The following is an 18,016-nucleotide window of genomic DNA, read 5'->3' on the forward strand; positions in this document are numbered from 1 at the left end:
TCAGCCCTGCCGGTACCCGGCCGCCAGCTCCGCGAAGGCGGCCGGGTCCACCAGCGAGGTCGTGTCGCCGGGCTCCCGCCCGGCGGTCACGTCGAGCAGCAGCCGTCGCATGATCTTGCCCGAGCGGGTCTTCGGCAGCTCCGCGACGAGCACGACCTCACGGGGCCGGGCGACCGGCCCCATCTCGCGCGCCACGTGTGCCCGCAGCTGGTCGGCGAGGCCCTCGGTCGGGCCGTCGGTGACCGTCACGAACGCGACGACGGCCTGCCCGGTCGTCGCGTCCGGTGCCCCGACCACGCCCGCCTCGGCGACCCGCGGGTGCGACACCAGCGCCGACTCCAGCTCGATCGAGCCGAGCCGGTGCCCGGACACGTTCATGACGTCGTCGATCCGGCCCTGCAGCGTCACGTACCCGTGCTCGTCGACGACGGCGCCGTCGCCCGCCTTGTACCAGCCCTGCTCGGCGTAGTCGGCGAAGTACGACGCGCGGAACCGCTCCGGGTCGCCCCACACGGTCCGTGCCATCGACGGCCACGGCCGGTCGATCACGAGGATGCCGCCCTCGCCGGGGTCGCAGGTCCGCCCGTCGCGGTCGACGACCCGCACCGACAGGCCCGGTAGCGGCCGGGTCGCCGAGCCCGGGACCAGCGGCGTCACCCCGGGCAGCGGCGCGCAGATCGCCGCGCCGGTCTCGGACTGCCACCAGGTGTCGACGATCGGGCAGCGGCCGCCGCCGATCTCGGTGTGGAACCAGCGCCACGCCTCGGGGTTGATCGCCTCACCGACCGTGCCGAGCAGCCGCAGCGACGACAGGTCGTGTGCCGCGGGCACCTGCGGGCCCCACTTCATGTACGTCCGGACCAGGGTTGGCGCGGTGTAGTACACGGTGACGCCGTACCGGGCGATGATCTCGAAGTGCCGGCCCGGCTCGGGGGTGTCCGGGGTGCCCTCGTAGATCACCTGCGTGACGCCGTTGGACAGCGGCCCGTAGACCTCGTAGGTGTGCGCGGTCACCCAGGCGAGGTCGGCGGTGCACCAGTAGACGTCGTCGGGCTTGTGGTCGAAGCAGGCCCACGCCGTCCACGACGCCTGGGTGAGGTAGCCGCCCATGGTGTGCAGCAGGCCCTTGGGCGTCCCGGTGGTGCCGGAGGTGTAGACGAGCATGAGCGGGCTCTCGGCGGGGTGCGCCTGCGCCTCGTGGACCTCGGGCGCGGTGTCGACGACGTCGTGCCACCACACGTCGCGGCCGGGGGTCCAGTCGACCTCCGAGCCGGTCCGCCGGATGACCAGCACGTGCTCCAGCGAGTCCACCCCGGACGCGGCCTCGTCGGCGTTGACCTTGACCGGGACGGCCTTCCCGCGCCGGTACTGGCCGTCGGTGGTGACGAGCAGCTTCGCCGACCCGTCGGTGAGCCGGAACCGCAGTGCCGAGGCGGAGAACCCGCCGAAGACCAGCGAGTGGACCGCCCCGATCCGGGCGCAGGCCAGCATCACGACGACGGTCTCGACCAGCACCGGCAGGTACACGACGACGACGTCGCCGCGCCCCACCCCGAGCGCGGTGAGCGCATGCGCGCAGCGGGCGACCTCGCGCTGCAGGTCGGCGTAGGTGACGGTGCGCCGGTCCCCCGGCTCGCCCTCCCAGTGCAGGGCGACCTTCTCCCCGGCACCGGCCTCGACGTGCCGGTCGACGCAGTTGCGCGCGACGTTCAGCGTGCCGTCGGCGAACCAGGTGACCTCGGGCCAGCGGCTGCCGTCGTAGCCCTGCGCGGGGGCGCGGTCCCACTCCAGGCGCCGGGCCTGCGCGCACCAGAACGCCTCCGGGTCGGCGGCGGCCTCGTCGTAGGCCGCAGCGGTGACGTTGGCGTGCGCGGCGAGCTCGGGCGGGGGCGGGTACATGCCCCGATCCTCGCCGCCGGATCCCCCGCGGCGCAGGTCGTCGTGAGGGGACTCACCGGTGGGCGAAGGCCCGGTGGTGGTCGTCGAGCAGGTCCACGCCGAAGTCGTTCTCCGGGTCGCGCCACACCGAGTGGGCGTGGTCCGCGCCGTCCTGGGTGTTGTCCCACTCCAGCAGCAGCCGCGGCCCCTGCAGACGGTGGTAGTGCGGCTCCCCCGCCTCCAGCGACCCCGCCCAGGCCAGGTGCACCTCGTCGAGGGCGGCGTCGTCGTCGTAGCGGCCGGCGGGTGAGACCCCGGCCGGTGCCCGGTCCAGGTAGGCCGAGAGCAGGCGGCGCAGCAGGTCGCGGCCGCGGTCGTCGAGCGCGCTCGCCGGGACACCGCGCGGCGCGCCGGTGAGCGCGACGGCCTCGGTGCCCTCGACCGGGTCCACCGGCCCGGGCGGGCTCTCCCGCCGGATCGCCGAGGTCGGCAGCGGCCGATCGCCCGGCGCGACCAGCGGCCGGTTCGCCGTCACCAGGTCCGGCGGCGCCCCGGCGGAGAGGACCGCGACCCCGGCGAGCTCGGGCGGGAGCCCGCGGACGATCTCGCGGGCCAGGTCCTCGGTCGGCCCGAGCGGGCGCGCGACACCCCCGCCGAGCAGCGGCGTCGTCGCGGGGTTCGCGCCGAGGAAGCACGGCGTGGCCGCGGCCACCCGCCCGTCGACGACGAGTGCGTTCACCGACACGTGGTGCCCGCCGAAGCGCCAGCCCCAGGTGCACACGCCCGGGTCACCGAAGATCCGCAGGTGGTAGAGCGCCGGGTCCCGGAACCGCTCCCGGTGCGGCCGGGTGGGCCAGTCCTGCGCCCGGTCCAGGACGTTCTCCAGCCCCATGACCGTCGCCACGGTGGCGTAGCCGGCCTCGGACAGCCCCGAGGCGACCAGCCGCATCGCGCGCTGCTGGACCGGGGTCTGCGCGTGCAGCGTCAGCCCGCCGTGGTCGGTGGGGGTGTAGAACCAGCGACGACGCTCGGCGTCGGACCCGGCGTCGCCGGACGGGCCGTCGCCGCGGGCGGTCGCGAGCCGGTCGTCGTCCAGGGTGTCCAGCCAGGCCGCGGCCGCGTCCGCCATCGCCGCGGCGACCGTCTCGCTCGTCGTCACACCGGCCACGCTAGTCCGCCGGGCGGGTCAGTCCGCCGCGTCGCGGACCAGCAGCGCGATCTGCACCCGGTTGTCCAGGCCCAGCTCCCGCAGCAGCCGGGACACGTAGGACTTCACCGTCGCCACCGACATGTGCAGCTCGGCGGCGATGTCGGCGTTGGAGCCGCCGCGGGCGACGGCCTCGGCGACGTCGCGCTCGCGGTCGGCGAGCCGGTCGAGCCGGGCCCGGGCGGCGCGCCGGCGGTCGACCGGCCCGGCGCCGTCGCCGCGGACGATGCCGATCAGCCGCCGGGTGATCGCCGGGGACAGCACGGCGTCGCCGTCGGCGGCGGCGCGGACGGCCTCGACGATCCCCTCGGGCGCGGCGTCCTTGAGCAGGAACCCGCTCGCCCCGGCGCGCAGCGCCCGCACGACGTGCTCGTCGGCGTCGAACGTGGTCAGCACGACGACGGTCGGGGCGTCGGGCCGCGAGGTCACCTCCCGGGTCGCGGCGACGCCGTCGACGCGGCGCATCCGCAGGTCCATCAGCACCACGTGCGGCCGCCCCGCGGCGACGGCGGCGGGCACCTCGTCACCGTCACCGGCGTCGCCGACCACCTGGATGCGCCGTACCGGTCCGGTGCCGTCGCCGGGCAGCGCGTGCCCGTCGAGCATCACCCGCAGCCCGGAGCGGACGAGCGGGTCGTCGTCGACGAGCAGCACCCGGATCGCGGTCGCGGTCATCCCGTCTCCTCCCGCCACGGCAGCACCGCGCGCAGCAGGTGCCCCGACGGCGTCGGGCCGTGGGTCAGCGTCCCGCCGGCGAGGGTCTCGACCCGCTCGCGCAGCCCGACCAGGCCGGTCCCGGCACCCTCGGGCGTCGGACCGGCCGCGGACGGCCCGGAGGTGACGGTGACGGTGAGGTCCCGGCCGGGCCGCCCGTCGAGGGCGACCTCGACCCGGGCCCCGGGTGCGTGCCGGGCGGCGTTGGTCAGGCCCTCGCGCACCACCCGGTGCACGACGCCGGCCAGCGGACGCCCCGGCGGGGACACCGTCAACAGCGCCGTCGACCGGAGGCGGACGTCCGCGCCGACTGCGCGGGCCTCGGCGACGAGCTCCTCGACCGCACCGAGGTCGTCGACCTCGTCGGGTACGTCGCCGGTGGGCTCGTGCAGCACCTGGACGATCGTGCGCAGGTCCTCCATCGCGCGGTGGGTGGTGTCGCGCAGCACCCGCGCGGTCTCGCGGACGGTGCGGGCGGGCAGGTCCCCGCGCAGCGCCAGCGCCCCGGCGTGCACCGACAGCAACGACAGCCGGTGCCCGAGCCGGTCGTGCATCTCCCCGGCGATCCTCCGCCGCTCGTCGGCGCGGGCCTGCTCCTCGCGCACCACGCGCTCGGCCTCGGCGCGGGCGAGCCGCTCGCGCAGGTCGTCGACCATCGCGCGGCGGATCCCGGTCAGCAGGCCCGCCGTCACCGAGATGGCCTGGAACGCGACGGCCCCGCCGAGCAGCACGAGCACCGTCGGCCCGTCGGGGACGTTGCGGTACAGCGTGACCGCGGCGGTCCCGACCGCCAGGGCCAGCACCGGCAGCGTCTCGACCGCGCGGCGCCGGGTCGCGATCACGAACACCCCGACCAGCGGCAGGTAGGTGGCGACGGGCGAGACGAGCGGGCCGAGTACGGCCAGCACCGCGAACACCCGCGGCGCCCGGTAGCGCACCGCGATCGAACCGATCATCGCGAGCCCGACGACGAGCAGCGTCCACTGCAGCACCCCGGCGGTGGCGTGGGTCTCGGCGACGGTGAGCCCGGCGGCGAGCACCGCGACCACCAGCACGGCGGAGATCACGGCGGGGCGGACCGGCACACGTCGACCATAGGGGGCGGACCGGCGCCGTCCAGCAGGTTTCCGCTCGAACGGGACGGCCACCGGTCCCCTCCCGTCTCCCGACCCCCGGGATCGACCGTCAGCCTGCCGGGCGGCGCGACGGTGGCGCACCCGCCGAAGGTCGTGCGCACCGCGACCGAAGTCGCCGGGCCGCGTCACCCGGAACGATTACGATTCGGACATGCCGGAACCGCACAGCCACCGCGAGAGCGGGCAGCACGTCATCGAGCACGCGCTCGACCTCCTCGAGGCGGCCGACAAGGCGCAGGACTACCCCCAGGCGACCGACGGCCACACCGCCGCCACCGCCTACGCGGTGAGCGCGCTCTACCAGGAGATGCGCCACGGCGACGACCAGCTCGCGGTGCTGATCTCCGCGGTGCAGGAACAGACCGCGGTGCTGCGCGAGATCCGGGACGCGTTGGGGAACGGGGCACGCACCGGGGGCTGATCCCGGACGGCCCGATCCGTTCGCGAGCTGGCCCGCGGGCCACTCCCGGTCCGGCCGGGTGCGGCCGAGGACTGGTGCACCAGGCCGAGCTCCATCGGCCGCACCCCGGGGCGGACCAGCACCGCGACCTCGTGCCGCGGGGTGTCCTCAGGCGCCGACATAGGCCGCCAGGTGCTCGCCCGTCAGCGTCGACCGGTCCGCGACGAGCTCGGCGGGCGTCCCCTCGAAGACGACCGCGCCGCCGTCGTGCCCGGCACCGGGGCCCAGGTCGATGATCCGGTCGGCGTGGGCCATCACGGCCTGGTGGTGCTCGATGACGATCACCGAGCGGCCGCCGTCGACGATCCGGTCGAGCAGCGCGAGGAGCTGCTCGACGTCGGCCAGGTGCAGCCCGGTCGTCGGCTCGTCGAGGACGAACGTCCCGCCGGACTCCCCCAGGTGCACCGCCAGCTTGAGCCGCTGGCGCTCGCCGCCGGACAGGGTGGTCAGCGGCTGGCCCAGGGTGAGGTAGCCCAGCCCGACGTCGGCGAGGCGCTCCAGGATCCTGTGCGCCGCCGGGGTGCGGGCCTCGCCCGCACCGAAGAACTTCTCCGCCTCGGCCACCGGCATGGCGAGGACCTCGCTGATGTCGCGCCCGCCGAAGGTGTAGCCGAGCACCGAGGCGTCGAAGCGGCGGCCGTCGCAGACGTCGCAGGTGGTGGCGACGCCGGCCATCATCGCCAGGTCGGTGTAGACGACGCCGGCGCCGTTGCAGTTCGGGCAGGCGCCCTCGCTGTTGGCGCTGAACAGGGCCGGCTTGACGCCGTTGGCCTTGGCGAAGGCCTTGCGGATCGGTTCGAGCAGCCCGGTGTAGGTGGCGGGGTTGCTGCGCCGCGACCCCTTGATCGCCCCCTGGTCGACGACGACCACGCCGTCGCGTCCGGCGATCGAGCCGTGGATCAGCGAGCTCTTGCCCGACCCGGCGACCCCGGTGACGACGGTGAGCACCCCGAGCGGGACGTCGACGTCGACTCCGCGCAGGTTGTGCCGGTCCGCCCCGCGGATCTCCAGGTACCCGCTCGGGGTCCGCACCGACGGCTTGAGCGACGCCCGGTACTCCAGGTGCCGGCCGGTCAGCGTGCCCGAGGTCCGCAGCCCGTCGAGGTCGCCGGTGTAGACGACGTGCCCGCCGTCGGCGCCCGCCCGCGGCCCCAGGTCGACGACGTGGTCGGCGATCGCGATCGTCTCCGGCTTGTGCTCGACGACGAGCACGGTGTTGCCCTTGTCGCGCAGGCGCAGCAGCAGGTCGTTCATGCGGGCGATGTCGTGCGGGTGCAGGCCGATGGTCGGCTCGTCGAAGACGTAGGTGACGTCGGTCAGCGACGACCCCAGATGCTTGATCATCTTGGTGCGCTGGGCCTCGCCGCCGGACAGCGACCCGGACGGCCGGTCCAGCGACAGGTAGCCGAGCCCGATCTCGACGAACGAGTCGAGTGTGTGGCGCAGCGAGCCGAGCAAGGGCGCGACCGAGGGCTCGTCGAGCTGCCGGACCCAGTCGGCGAGGTCGGAGATCTGCATCGCGCAGGCGTCGGCGATGGAGATGCCCCGGACCTTCGAGGAGCGGGCGAGCTCGGACAGCCGCGTCCCGTCGCAGTCCGGGCAGCGCCGGAACACGATGGCCCGGTCGACGAACGCCCGGATGTGCGGCTGCATCGCCTCGCGCTCCTTGGCCAGGAACGACTTCTGGATCCGCGGGATCAGCCCCTCGAAGGTGACGTTGATGCCGTCGACCTTGATCCGGGTGGGCTCCTTGTGGAGCAGTGCGTTCAGCTGGGGCTTCGTGAAGCTGCTGATCGGCTTGTCGCCGGGGAAGAAGCCGGAGTTGGCGAAGATCCGGCCGTACCAGCCGTCGACGGAGTAGTTCGGGATCGTCAGGGCGCCCTCGACGATCGACTTCGACTCGTCGTACAGGGCCGTGAGGTCGAAGTCGGACACCGAGCCGCGGCCCTCGCACCGCGGGCAGGCACCGCCGACGATCTCGAACTCGCGCCGCTCCTTGACCTGCTGGCCGTTCTTGCGGACGGTCACTGCGCCGGAGCCACTGATCGTCGCGACGTTGAACGAGAACGCCTTCGCCGGGCCGGCGTAGGGCTTCCCGAGCCGGCTGAACAGGATCCGCAGCAGCGCCCCGACGTCGGTGGCGGTGCCGACGGTGGAGCGCACGTCCCCGCCCATGCGCTCCTGGTCGACGATGATCGCGGTGGTGAGGCCGTCGAGGACGTCGACGTCGGGGCGGCCGAGGTTCGGCATGAAGCCCTGGACGAACGCGCTGTAGGTCTCGTTGATCATCCGCTGGGACTCGGCGGCGATCGTCGAGAACACCAGGGAGCTCTTGCCCGAGCCGGACACCCCGGTGAACACCGTGAGCCGCCGTTTGGGCAGCTCGACGAAGATGTCGCGCAGGTTGTTCTCGCGCGCACCGTGCACGCGGATGAGATCGTGGCTGTCGGCTGCGTGCATGGTGGATCCCCCGTCCGGCCCGTCTCAGGGCCGCTGCTGGATGCGGACCATCGTGCCCGCAGGGTCGCGGAAGGCACAGTCGCGCACCCCGTACGGCTGGTCGACCGGTTCCTGGACGACCTCGGCCCCGCTCGCCTGGAGCCTGTCGAACGCGGCGTCGAGGTCGTTACTGGCGAGCAGCACGGCGGTGTAGGTGCCCTTGGCCATCATCTCGGTGATGGTGCGACGCTCGTCGTCGGTGACGCCGGGGTCCACCGCGGGCGGGGCGAGGACGATCGAGACGTCGGGCTGCCCGGGCGGACCGACGGTGAGCCAGCGCATGGTGCCCTGGCCGACGTCGAGGCGGACCTCGAAGCCCAGGCCGTCGCGGTAGAAGGCGAGGGAGGCCTCGGGGTCGGTGTGCGGGAGGAATCCGGCGTGGATGGTGATGGCGGGTTCGGTCATGACGCTCACGCTAGGGAGGTCGCGGGTCCCGGTGCTTCTCGATTCCTGACCGGTCGGGTGACCTGTTTGGCGACGCACGCCGGGAGCCCCGGTGTGCCGTCCCGGGCGGCGCGCTTGTACGCCGACGGCGGCATCCCGACGAGCTCGGTGAAGCGGGTGCTGAACGTGCCGAGCGAGGAGCAGCCGACGGCGAAGCAGACCTCGGTGACGGTGAGGTCGCCGCGTCGCAGCAGCGCCATCGCACGTTCGATCCGCCGGGTCATGAGGTAGCTGTAGGGCGACTCGCCGTAGGCCCTGCGGAACGCCCGCGACAGGTGCCCGGCCGACACGTGCTCGGCGCGGGCGAGCTCGGCGACGTCGAGCGGACGCGCGTACTCGCGGTCGATCCGGTCCCGGACCCGGCGGAGCCGGACGAGCTCGCGCAGGTGCCCGTCGTCGCGGTCGCTCACCCGAGGAACTCCCGCAGCAGCGCCGCCACCTCGGCCGGGCGTTCCAGGTAGACCATGTGGCCCGCGTCGACGGGGGCGACGGTCAGGTCCGCGCCGAGCGCGGCGCGGCAGGCGGCGAGCCAGTCGTCGGAGACGTAGTCGGCCCGGCCGGCGGGGACGACCAGCGTCGGCAGACCCGCCGGTGGGACGACCGCCGGGCGCGCCATCTCCGCCCACGCGGCCACCAGGGACGCCTGGCTCAGGCGCCAGCGCCAGGCGCCGTCGCGGTGTTCGAGATGCTCGTCCACCTCGGCGTCGACGAGCGCGCCGGGGACGTCGGCCCAGCTCCCGGCCTTGGCCGCGCGTGCGGCGTCGCGGGTCGGGAACGTGACGTCGGCGCGGGTGTACTCGGCCGCGTCGAGCATGTCCTGCGGGTCCAGCCCGAGTGCGGGGTCGAGCAGCGCGAGCCGGTCGACGCGGCCGGGAGCGGTGCGCGCGAGGTGCGTGGCGACGGCGCCGCCGAAGGAGTGCCCGACGACGGCGGCGCGCCCGACGCCCTCGGCGTCCAGCACCTCCACCAGGTCGGCGACGTGGCGTTCCAGGTTCCACGGCGGCGCCCACGGCGACCGCCCGTGCCCGCGGACGTCGACGGCGATCCAGCGCAGCCGGGGCAGCGCCGCGAACAGCGGCCGCCAGCGCAGACCGTGGCCGGTCACGCCGTGGACCGCGAGGACCGGCGGCCCGGCGGGGTCGCCGGCGTGGTGCACGTACAGGGACATGCACCCATTCTGCACGTTTGCCGGTTCGGCAAGGGAACTTGCCGTCGCGTGCGGTCGCTCGCCAGTCTGGGGACATGGACACAGCACAGCGCCACGACGTCGTCGTGATCGGCGGCGGCCCGGCCGGACTCAACGGGGCCATGATGCTCGCCCGCTCCCTGCGGTCGGTGGTCGTCGTCGACTCCGGCTCGCCCCGCAACGCCCCGGCCGCCGCCGCGCACGGCCTGTTCGCCCGCGACGGCGTCGCCCCGGCCGAGCTGCTCGCGACCGGCCGCGGGGAGGTCCGCCGCTACGGCGGCACGCTCGTCGACGGCGAGGTCGTCGGCGCCCGCCGCACCGGCGACGGCTTCACCGTGACCCTCGCCGACGGCACCACCCTCGACGCCCGGCGACTGCTCGTCACGACCGGACTGGTCGACGTGCTGCCCGACGTGCCGGGACTCGCGCAGGGGTGGGGCGCCGACGTCGTCCACTGCCCCTACTGCCACGGCTACGAGGTGCGCGACCGCCCGATCGCGGTGCTCGGGACCTCCCCCGGCTCCGCGCACCAGGCGCTGCTGTTCCGGCAGCTCAGCGCGGACGTGGTCTACGTGTCGCACTCGACGGGACCGACCACGGAGCAGCGGGAACGCTTCGACGCGCTCGGCATCGCTGTCGTCGACGGGCCGGTGAGCGAGGTCGTGCGGTCCGGCGGCGCGATCACCGGGCTGGTCACGCCGACCGGCGTGCTGGCGCGCGAGGTCGTCGCGGTGGCGCCCCGGATGGAGGCCCGCGCCGGCTTCCTCGCCGAGCTGGGCCTGGTCCCGGCCGAGCACCCGAGCGGGATGGGGCAGCACCTCGTCGCCGACGCGACGGGCCGCAGCACGGTCGAGGGCGTGTGGGTCGCGGGCAACATCACCGACCTGAGCGCGCAGGTGGGGGCCGCGGCGGCCGCGGGGGCGTTCGCGGGGGCCGCGATCAACGCCGACCTCGTCGAGGCCGGGGCGCTCGCCGCGCTGCGGGAGGTGGCACGCCTCTAACCTGGGGGCGTGCTGGTCATCTTCGGGCTGTCCCGCAAGGAGCGCCCGCTGGGCCTGGTCGCGCTGGGCTGCGGGACCTGCGGTCACGCGGGTCCGCAGCCCGCGGTGCACCGGAGGACCCGGTTCACGCTGTTCTTCGTGCCGGTGCTGCCGCTGCGCAGCCGCTACGAGATGCGGTGTCCCGTGTGCGGGGCGGGACGGACCCTGTCCCGCGACGACGCCCGTCGGCACGGCGCGCGGGTCTGAGGAGCGCCCTCCCCCGCGGAAGTGCGGCACTCCTCTACCGCCATGCCGCTCCGCATCCGGCCGCACGGGTGGACGCACCGGTCGACACGCTGTCCGCCGGTCACACGCGCCTCACGCCGGCGGTCCACGTCCGAGGCGACAGCGAGGGGCCCGTCGACCGGTAGGCGAGACGCAGCACCACTCGCCCACCTGGACCCGGCAGCGGTCCCGTTGCGAGATCCGCGGGCCGGCCCGGTCGTCAGCCGTCCACACCGAGGCCGCAACCCGAGGCAGGACCGTCGTCGCAGCTCGGGAGTTCGCAATTGCGAACGGAAACTTGGTGCTCGAACATCAGTTCGAGTACCATGGGTGGCGTGACCGCGATTCAGGAGCCACCCGCCCATGCCACCGGCGTGCCCGGCGACGGGTTCCCCTCCGGTGACCTCACCCTGCTCCGGTTCCACGTCGAACAAGCCCTCAGCGCCGACACCTGCGCGTTGTCCGAGTCGGAGTTGATCGACCAGATCCAGGAGGTCGAGTCGCTCCAGGCCTCCCTCTCCGCACTGCAGTCAACGCGGATCCGTGGCTTCGCCCAGGCGCATGTCGACAGCCACCGCGTCGACGACCGGACCGACTTCGACAAGATCCACCGCAGCGTCGTCGCCCAGATCCAGCTCGCCTGCCGGGTCTCCACCACCGAGGCCCGCACCCGGGTGGCCGACGCCCGCGACCTGCACTCCGGGCTCGACCGGATCCGCGGCCTGCACATCGCCGGTGAACTCAGCGCAGCGAAGGTCTCCGCGATCGCTGTCGAGTGCCGCGACCTCAACACAGCTCAGCGGGCGCGGGTCGACTCCCGGCTCGCCGCCGTCCGCGACCTGACCCGGTACGGGATCGGGCGCCTGCGGGCGATGACGCGGCGTCTGGTCGCCGAGGTCGCCCCCGACCGATTCCGCGTCCGCGTCCACGCCGCCAAGGCCGAACGCCGGGTCACCCTGCGCCCGGCGCCGGATGCGATGAGCTATCTGACCGCCTACGTGCCGGTCGAACAGGGCGCCGCGTGCCTGGCCGCGCTGCAGAAGACCTTCGTCGAGATCCAGATCGACCCCGAACCCCTGCCCCGCACCCGCGGACAGGTCATGGCCGACACCCTCGTCGAGCGGGTCACCGGCCAGGCCACCGCGACCGCGGTGAACCTCGAAGTCCAGGTCACCGTGCCCGTGCAGGCACTGCTCAACCCCACCTCCCCGCTCCCCGCCGAGATCCCTGGCCTCGGACCGGTCCCGGCCGACCTGCTCGCCACCTCCGAGGGCACCAAGTCCCTGCGCAGACTGCTCACCGACCAGGGCATCGTCATCGGCGGCGACTCCCGACAGCGCACCTTCACCGGCCTGCTCGCCACCCTGGTCAAGGCACGCGCCGGGAACCGGTGCACCGAGCCCTACTGTGACGCTCCCGTCCGCCACCTCGACCACATCCAGCGAGATGCCGACGGCGGGCGCACCGAACTGGACAACGGGCGCGGGGTGTGCGAGTTCCACAACCACGTCCGCGAACAACCCGGCTGGCACGTGGCTCGGGCCCCCGACGGGGCCGTCGTCACCACCACTCCGACCGGGCACACCTACCGCGGTCCGGGCTGATCGCGGCGTACCCGGTGCCGGCCCGGTGTCCGCGGCACCGGGCGGACACGAGGCGCCTCAGGTCGGCAGCAGGTACTCCTCGCTGGCGTGGTGGCACGCGCTCGGATGGTGCCCACCCGGCCGCGTCACCAGGGGCGGCTCCTCGGTCGCGCAGATGTCGGTGGCCTTCCAGCAGCGCGTCCGGAACCGGCAGCCGCTCGGCGGGTCCACCGGGCTCGGGACGTCACCGGTGAGCCGGATCCGCTTGCGTCCCTCCCGGACCGACGGGTCGGGCACCGGCACCGCGGAGAGCAGCGCCTGGGTGTACGGGTGCGACGCCCGGGTGTAGATCTCCTGCTCGGTCCCGAGCTCCACCATCTTGCCCAGGTACATCACGCCGACCCGGTCCGACAGGTGCCGCACGACGGACAGGTCGTGGGCGATGAAGATGTAGGACAGCCCGAACTCGCGCTGCAGGTTCCCGAGCAGGTTCATCACCTGCGCCTGGATGGACACGTCGAGCGCGGACACCGGCTCGTCGCACACGATGATCTCCGGGCGCAGCGCGAGCGCGCGGGCGATCCCGATGCGCTGCCGCTGCCCGCCGGAGAACTGGTGCGGGTAGCGGTTGACGAAGTCGGGGTTGAGCCCGACGACGTCGAGCAGCTCCTGCACCTTCGCCCGTCGCTCCCCCTTCGGCGCGACCTCGGGGTGGATCTCGAACGGCTCCCCGACGATGTCGGCGACCGTCATCCGCGGGTTCAGCGACGTGTACGGGTCCTGCAGCACGATCTGCATCTGCCGGCGCAGCGCCCGCAGCTCCGCCCCGCGGCGGGCGAAGATGTCCTCGCCGTGGAAGCGCACCGAGCCCGACGTCGGCGGCTCCAGCCGCATCAGCACCTGGGCCAGGGTCGACTTCCCGCAGCCGGACTCGCCGACGATGCCCAGCGTCTCGCCCTTGTTCAGCGCGAACGAGACGCCGTCGACGGCGCGCACGTGGCCGACGGTGCGCTTGACGACCGCACCGACCTTCACCGGGAAGTGCTTGACGAGGTCGTCGACCTCGAGAACGGGCTCGCTCATACGAGGTCCTCCGCGAACAGGCACGCCGACGCCCGCGCTCCGGGCAGCGGGATCAGCGGCGGGTCGGTCCCGAGGCAGCGCTCCACCGCGCGCGGGCAACGCGGGTGGAACGGGCAGCCGTCGGGGATGGCGGTGAGCGTCGGCGGGAGCCCGGTGATCGCGCGCAGCTCGGTGCCCTTGCTGTCGAGCCGCGGGATCGACGCGAGCAGCGCCTCGGTGTACGGGTGGGCCGGGTTCGCGAAGAGCTGGTGCACGTCGCCCTGCTCGACGATGCGGCCCGCGTACATCACCGCGATCCGGTCGGCGACCTCCGCGACGACGCCGAGGTCGTGGGTGATGAGGACCAGCCCCATCTCCCGTTCGCGCTGGATCTCGGCGAGCAGGTCCATGATCTGGGCCTGCACGGTGACGTCGAGCGCGGTCGTGGGCTCGTCGGCGATGAGCACGTCCGGGTCCAGCGCCAGCGACATCGCGATCATGACGCGCTGGCGCATCCCGCCGGAGAACTCGTGCGGGAAGTTCGTGACCCGCTGCGCCGCCCCGGGGATCCCGACGAGGTCGAGCAGCTCGACGGCGCGGGCCCGCGCGTCGCGCTTGCTCATCCCACGCCGCGTCCGCAGCTGCTCGCCGATCTGGAACCCGACGGTGAACACCGGGTTCAACGCCGACAGCGCGTCCTGGAAGATCATCGCGACGTTCTCGCCGCGCAGCTCACGGCGCCGTTCCTCGGTCGCGGTGAGCAGCTCCTCGCCGCGGTAGCGGACCGAGCCCGCGCTGACGGTCGCGGGCGGGGTCGGCAGGATGCCCATCACCGTGTTCGCGGTGACCGACTTCCCCGACCCCGACTCCCCCAGGACGGCGAGGGTCTCCCCCGCGTGCACCTGGTAGCCGACGCCGTTCAGCACCCGGGCGACGCCGTCGCGGGTGCGGAACTCGACGTGCAGGTCCTCCACCTCGAGCAGCGGGGTCATGACCGGCCCTTCGGGTCGAACGCGTCGCGCACGGCGTCGCCGAGCAGCACGAAGGCCAGCACGGTGACGACGAGGAACGCGCCGGGGAACAGGAGCAGGTGCGGCGAGGTCCGCAGGTAGCTCTGCGCCTCGCTGATCATCACACCCCACGAGACGACGGGGTCGCGCAGGCCGACGCCGAGGAACGACAGCGTGGCCTCGGCCCCGATGAACGCACCGAGCGCGATCGTCGCGTACACCATCACCGGGGCGATGGTGTTGGGCAGCATGTGCCGCCGGATGATCCGCCACGGGCTCGCACCGAGCGCGCGGGCGGCCTTGACGTAGTCCTGGTTGCGGGCGGCGATCGCGGCGGACCGCATGATCCGCATGACGATCGGCCAGGACAGCAGCCCGATCGTGCCGATCACCAGGCCGCTGATGCCGATCACGCTCTGCCCGACCGACGCCCGGAAGGTGGAGAGCACGACGATCGCGCCGAGGATGAACGGCACGCCGAAGAAGACGTCGGCGACGCGGGCGAGCAGCGAGTCGACCCAGCCGCCGGCGAACCCGGCGATCAGGCCCATGACGGCGCCGACTCCCACGACCGCCGTCGTCGCCAGCACCCCGACGACGATCGAGACGCGGGTGCCGTAGACGGTGCGCGCGTAGACGTCGCGACCGAGGTGGTCGTAGCCGAACCAGGCCTGGGCCGACGGGTCCTCGCGGGCCCGGGACAGGTCGCCGAGGGTGGGGTCGACCGAGGTGAACAGCTGCGGGAACGCGGCCATGACCAGCAGGAACGTGATGAGGCCCGCCGCGACGAGGAACAGCGGGCGACGACGCAGGTCGTGCCAGGCGTCGCCACTGAGGCTGCGGGTGCGGGCCGTCGCCTCGGCGCGGCCGGCGGCGGCGACGGGCGTGTCGGCGGTGGCGGTGGTGGGGTCAGTCAAGGCGGATCCTCGGGTCGAGCAGCGCGTAGGTGACGTCCACGACGAGGTTCGCGAGCAGGTAGACGATCACCAGCAGGACGACGACGCCGGTGACGACCACCCCGTCGAGCCGTTGGATGGAGCCGAAGATGAGCCCACCGATCCCGCGGATGTTGAAGATGCCCTCGGTGACGATCGCCCCGCCCATGAGCGTGCCGAAGTCCGCGCCGAGGAAGGTGATCACCGGGATCGCCGAGTTGCGGGTCAGGTGGACCCCGACGACACGACGCCGGGTCAGGCCCTTCGCGGTCGCGGTGCGGACATAGTCGGCGCGCAGGTTCTCCGCGATCGACGTCCGGGTCAGCCGGGCCACGTAGGCCAGCGACAGGCTGCCGAGCACGTAGCCGGGCACGACCAGGTCCAGGAACCCGGGGTTCGCCGGGACGGTCGGCGGGATCAGGCCCAGCCGCAGCCCGAGGACGGACTGCAGCACGTAGCCGGTGACGAAGACGGGCACGGCGACCAGGAACAGGGTCGCGGTGAGCACGACGTTGTCGAGGAACCCGCCGGGCCGCAGCCCGGTGAGCACGCCCGCGGTCAGGCCGATGATCGCCTGGATGACCAGCGCGACGACCGCGAGCTTGATCGTGACCGGGTAGGCGTTCGCGATCAGCGTCGCGACCTCCTGGCCGCGGAAGTTCTCCCCGAAGTCGCCCCGCAGCAGGTTGCCCAGGTACGTGACGTACTGGACGAAGATCGACCGGTCGAGCCCGTACTCCTCGCGCATGCGCTCGATGAACGCGGGCGGGCAGGCCTGGTCACCGCACTTGCCCGCGAGCGGGTCGCCGGGCAGCGCCCAGACCATGAAGTAGATGAGGAACGTGGTGCCGAGGAACACCGGCACCAGTTGCAGGAGTCGTCGCAGGACATAGCGCCCCACGGGTCACCTCCGGGTTCGGGTGCCCGGCGGTTCGCGCCGGGCACGTGCACCGGCGGCCGGGTGGTCACCCGGCCGCCGGCGTGTGGTGGTGGGGCGGCGTCACTCCTGGACGGTCACGGTCTCCAGGTCCAGCTCACGGCCGTAGGTCATCTCGACGTTCTGCAGACGCGGCGACCAGCCGAACTGCGCGGACTGGTCGTTGATCGCGACGGCCGGCATGTCCTGGATGAGGACGCGCTCGGCCTCGGCCCACAGCGCGTAGGCCTCCTCGGCGGTGGCCGCGGTCGAACCCTGGTTCACCAGCGCGTCGAAGCGCGGGTTGGTGTAGCCGCTGTTGTTGTTCGCCGCATCCGTCGTGTACTGCGGGCGCAGGACGTAGTCCATGGTCGGGGTCGAGGCGACCCAGCCGGAGCGGAAGATCCCGGTCAGGTTCTCGGCCCGGCGCTGGTCCAGGAACTCCGAGAAGGTCGGGACCGGCACGAAGTTGCAGGGCACGCCGAGGGTGTTGCTGATGCTGACACAGGCGGCCTGCATCCACTCGCGGTTGATCGCGGAGTCGACGTTGGAGATCAGCTCGATCGGGCCGGTGAAGCCGGAGGCGTCGAACTGCTGCTTGGCCCGCTCCGGGGAGAAGGTGCACAGCTCGCCGCACTGGTCGTCGACCTTGCCGGGCACGCCCTCGGGGATGAACCCGGTGGCCGGCTGGACGAGTCCGTTGTAGACGTTGTCGATGATCGCCTGCCGGTCGACGGCCATGGAGATCGCCTGCCGCAGCTGCGGGTCGGCGTAGCGCTGGTCGTAGATCGGGAAGGTCATCGTGTTGATGCCGGCGTAGGGCTGGTTGCCGTTCCGGTCGGCCAGGTCCTGCTGGTACAGGTTGTCGATCAGGAACGAGCCCGGGATCGACTCGAGGAAGTCCAGGTTGCCGCTGACGACGTCCTGGTAGGCGGCCTCGCTGTCGGCGTAGAAGCGGAACTCGACGCCGCCGACGGAGACCGGCTGCTCGCCGCCCCACTGCTCGTAGCGAGTGACGGTGACGTTCTGGTCGGGGACGCGGGCCTCGTAGCGGAACGGGCCGTTGCCGACGGGGTTCGCCTCGAAGGCCGCAGGGTCGGCGAAGAACGACTCGGGCATCGGGTAGAACGCCACGTCGCCGAGGGTGTTCACGAAGATCGGCGACGGCGCGGTCAGCGCGACGGTGAAGGTGCGGTCGTCGACGACCTGCAGACCCGACATCGCCTGCGCCGTGGGCTCACCCTCGTCCGGGTTGACCTGGTCGAACCCGGCGATGTTGGAGAAGAACTCCGAGCTGGACTGCGCGTTGGTCTTCAGGGCGACATAGTTCCACGCGTCGACGAAGCTCTTCGCCGTGACGGGCGTGCCGTCGTGGAAGGTCCAGCCCTCCTTCAGGCGGATCGTCCAGTTCTGCGAGTCGGTCGACTCGATGGACTCGGCGACCTTGTTCTCCGGCTCGCCCTGCTGGTTGTAGTCGACCAGGCCGGACCACAGCGCGTCGAGGATCTTGCTGCCGCCGACCTCACGGGTGTTGCCCGGCAGCAGTGCGTTCTCCGGCTCGGTGCCGTAGACCGAGATCGTGGGGGCGCCCTGGGCGTCGCCCGTGGTGCCGCCTCCCCCGCCGCCACAGGCGCTGAGCACCAGCGCGGAGGTCAGGGAGAGCGCGAGCAGCGCCGCGACTCGAGGTGATCGCATCAGAGTCCTGTCTGTCCGGGACGGCC

General features: G+C 73.1%; 17 protein-coding genes. 4 read left to right on the plus strand and 13 right to left on the minus strand.

The genetic code is table 11. The features are described 5' to 3' along the window. The 4 genes from acs to ZF1_RS17005 are packed head-to-tail and all read right to left on the minus strand — an operon-like array spanning position 1 to position 4,884. Entirely contained in the window at positions 1–1,899 is a 1,899-nt protein-coding gene (gene acs / locus ZF1_RS16990) for an acetate--CoA ligase (protein WP_208820044.1), read from the minus strand. 52 nt (positions 1,900–1,951) lie between these two features. Beyond that, positions 1,952–3,037 carry a DUF3500 domain-containing protein gene (locus ZF1_RS16995; protein WP_482637761.1) on the minus strand — a complete coding sequence of 362 codons (1,086 nt, stop codon included), beginning with the start codon at positions 3,035–3,037 and terminating at the stop codon, positions 1,952–1,954. Between the two features lie 27 nt (positions 3,038–3,064). Beyond that, positions 3,065–3,760: a response regulator gene (locus ZF1_RS17000; RefSeq protein ID WP_062395884.1), complete on the minus strand. Its 696-nt coding sequence runs from the start codon at positions 3,758–3,760 to the stop codon at positions 3,065–3,067. Further along, positions 3,757–4,884, minus strand: a complete 1,128-nt coding sequence (locus ZF1_RS17005) for a sensor histidine kinase (RefSeq protein WP_405416598.1) — start codon at positions 4,882–4,884, stop codon at positions 3,757–3,759. Before ZF1_RS17005 ends, ZF1_RS17000 begins: the two co-directional genes overlap by 4 nt. Positions 4,885–5,086: 202 nt before the next feature. Between ZF1_RS17005 and ZF1_RS17010 the strand changes: the two genes are divergently transcribed. After that, positions 5,087–5,356 (plus strand): hypothetical protein, encoded by a 270-nt coding sequence (locus tag ZF1_RS17010; protein ID WP_073574478.1) that lies wholly within the window; start codon positions 5,087–5,089, stop codon positions 5,354–5,356. 147 nt (positions 5,357–5,503) lie between these two features. On the opposite strand, the gene ZF1_RS17015 is transcribed toward ZF1_RS17010, so the two are convergent. From ZF1_RS17015 to ZF1_RS17030, 4 genes are read right to left on the minus strand one after another with little or no spacing between them, the layout of a single operon-like run. Continuing rightward, positions 5,504–7,855, minus strand: coding sequence for an ATP-binding cassette domain-containing protein (locus ZF1_RS17015; RefSeq protein WP_482637762.1), 2,352 nt, complete (start codon positions 7,853–7,855; stop codon positions 5,504–5,506). 24 nt (positions 7,856–7,879) lie between these two features. Next, positions 7,880–8,299, minus strand: a complete 420-nt coding sequence (locus tag ZF1_RS17020; protein ID WP_208820032.1) for a VOC family protein — start codon at positions 8,297–8,299, stop codon at positions 7,880–7,882. Between the two features lie 5 nt (positions 8,300–8,304). Further along, positions 8,305–8,748, minus strand: coding sequence for a helix-turn-helix transcriptional regulator (locus tag ZF1_RS17025; RefSeq protein WP_073574476.1), 444 nt, complete (start codon positions 8,746–8,748; stop codon positions 8,305–8,307). Further along, complete coding sequence (locus ZF1_RS17030) at positions 8,745–9,506, minus strand: alpha/beta fold hydrolase (RefSeq protein ID WP_482637763.1); 762 nt, start codon at positions 9,504–9,506, stop codon at positions 8,745–8,747. The genes ZF1_RS17025 and ZF1_RS17030 overlap by 4 nt, the downstream gene beginning before the upstream one ends. Positions 9,507–9,580: 74 nt before the next feature. Between ZF1_RS17030 and ZF1_RS17035 the strand changes: the two genes are divergently transcribed. From ZF1_RS17035 to ZF1_RS17045, 3 genes are all read left to right on the plus strand, one after another. Next, positions 9,581–10,525, plus strand: coding sequence for an NAD(P)/FAD-dependent oxidoreductase (locus tag ZF1_RS17035; RefSeq protein WP_482637764.1), 945 nt, complete (start codon positions 9,581–9,583; stop codon positions 10,523–10,525). 9 nt (positions 10,526–10,534) lie between these two features. Continuing rightward, positions 10,535–10,771, plus strand: a complete 237-nt coding sequence (locus ZF1_RS17040) for a zinc ribbon domain-containing protein (RefSeq protein WP_178373496.1) — start codon at positions 10,535–10,537, stop codon at positions 10,769–10,771. Positions 10,772–11,115: 344 nt separating this feature from the next. Then, positions 11,116–12,393 carry an HNH endonuclease gene (locus tag ZF1_RS17045; protein WP_482637765.1) on the plus strand — a complete coding sequence of 426 codons (1,278 nt, stop codon included), beginning with the start codon at positions 11,116–11,118 and terminating at the stop codon, positions 12,391–12,393. A gap of 57 nt (positions 12,394–12,450) precedes the next feature. On the opposite strand, the gene ZF1_RS17050 is transcribed toward ZF1_RS17045, so the two are convergent. From ZF1_RS17050 to ZF1_RS17070, 5 genes are all read right to left on the minus strand, one after another. Next, positions 12,451–13,455, minus strand: coding sequence for an ABC transporter ATP-binding protein (locus tag ZF1_RS17050; RefSeq protein WP_062395891.1), 1,005 nt, complete (start codon positions 13,453–13,455; stop codon positions 12,451–12,453). After that, positions 13,452–14,426, minus strand: a complete 975-nt coding sequence (locus tag ZF1_RS17055) for an ABC transporter ATP-binding protein (protein WP_476651788.1) — start codon at positions 14,424–14,426, stop codon at positions 13,452–13,454. Before ZF1_RS17055 ends, ZF1_RS17050 begins: the two co-directional genes overlap by 4 nt. Beyond that, positions 14,423–15,361, minus strand: a complete 939-nt coding sequence (locus ZF1_RS17060; protein WP_405416589.1) for an ABC transporter permease — start codon at positions 15,359–15,361, stop codon at positions 14,423–14,425. Before ZF1_RS17060 ends, ZF1_RS17055 begins: the two co-directional genes overlap by 4 nt. Then, positions 15,354–16,280 (minus strand): ABC transporter permease, encoded by a 927-nt coding sequence (locus ZF1_RS17065; RefSeq protein ID WP_482637766.1) that lies wholly within the window; start codon positions 16,278–16,280, stop codon positions 15,354–15,356. The genes ZF1_RS17060 and ZF1_RS17065 overlap by 8 nt, the downstream gene beginning before the upstream one ends. Before the next feature lie 99 nt (positions 16,281–16,379). Next, entirely contained in the window at positions 16,380–17,990 is a 1,611-nt protein-coding gene (locus tag ZF1_RS17070; protein WP_482637767.1) for a peptide ABC transporter substrate-binding protein, read from the minus strand. Between the last annotated feature and the right edge of the window lie 26 nt (positions 17,991–18,016).

The organism is Pseudonocardia sp. ZF1 (assembly GCF_056835605.1).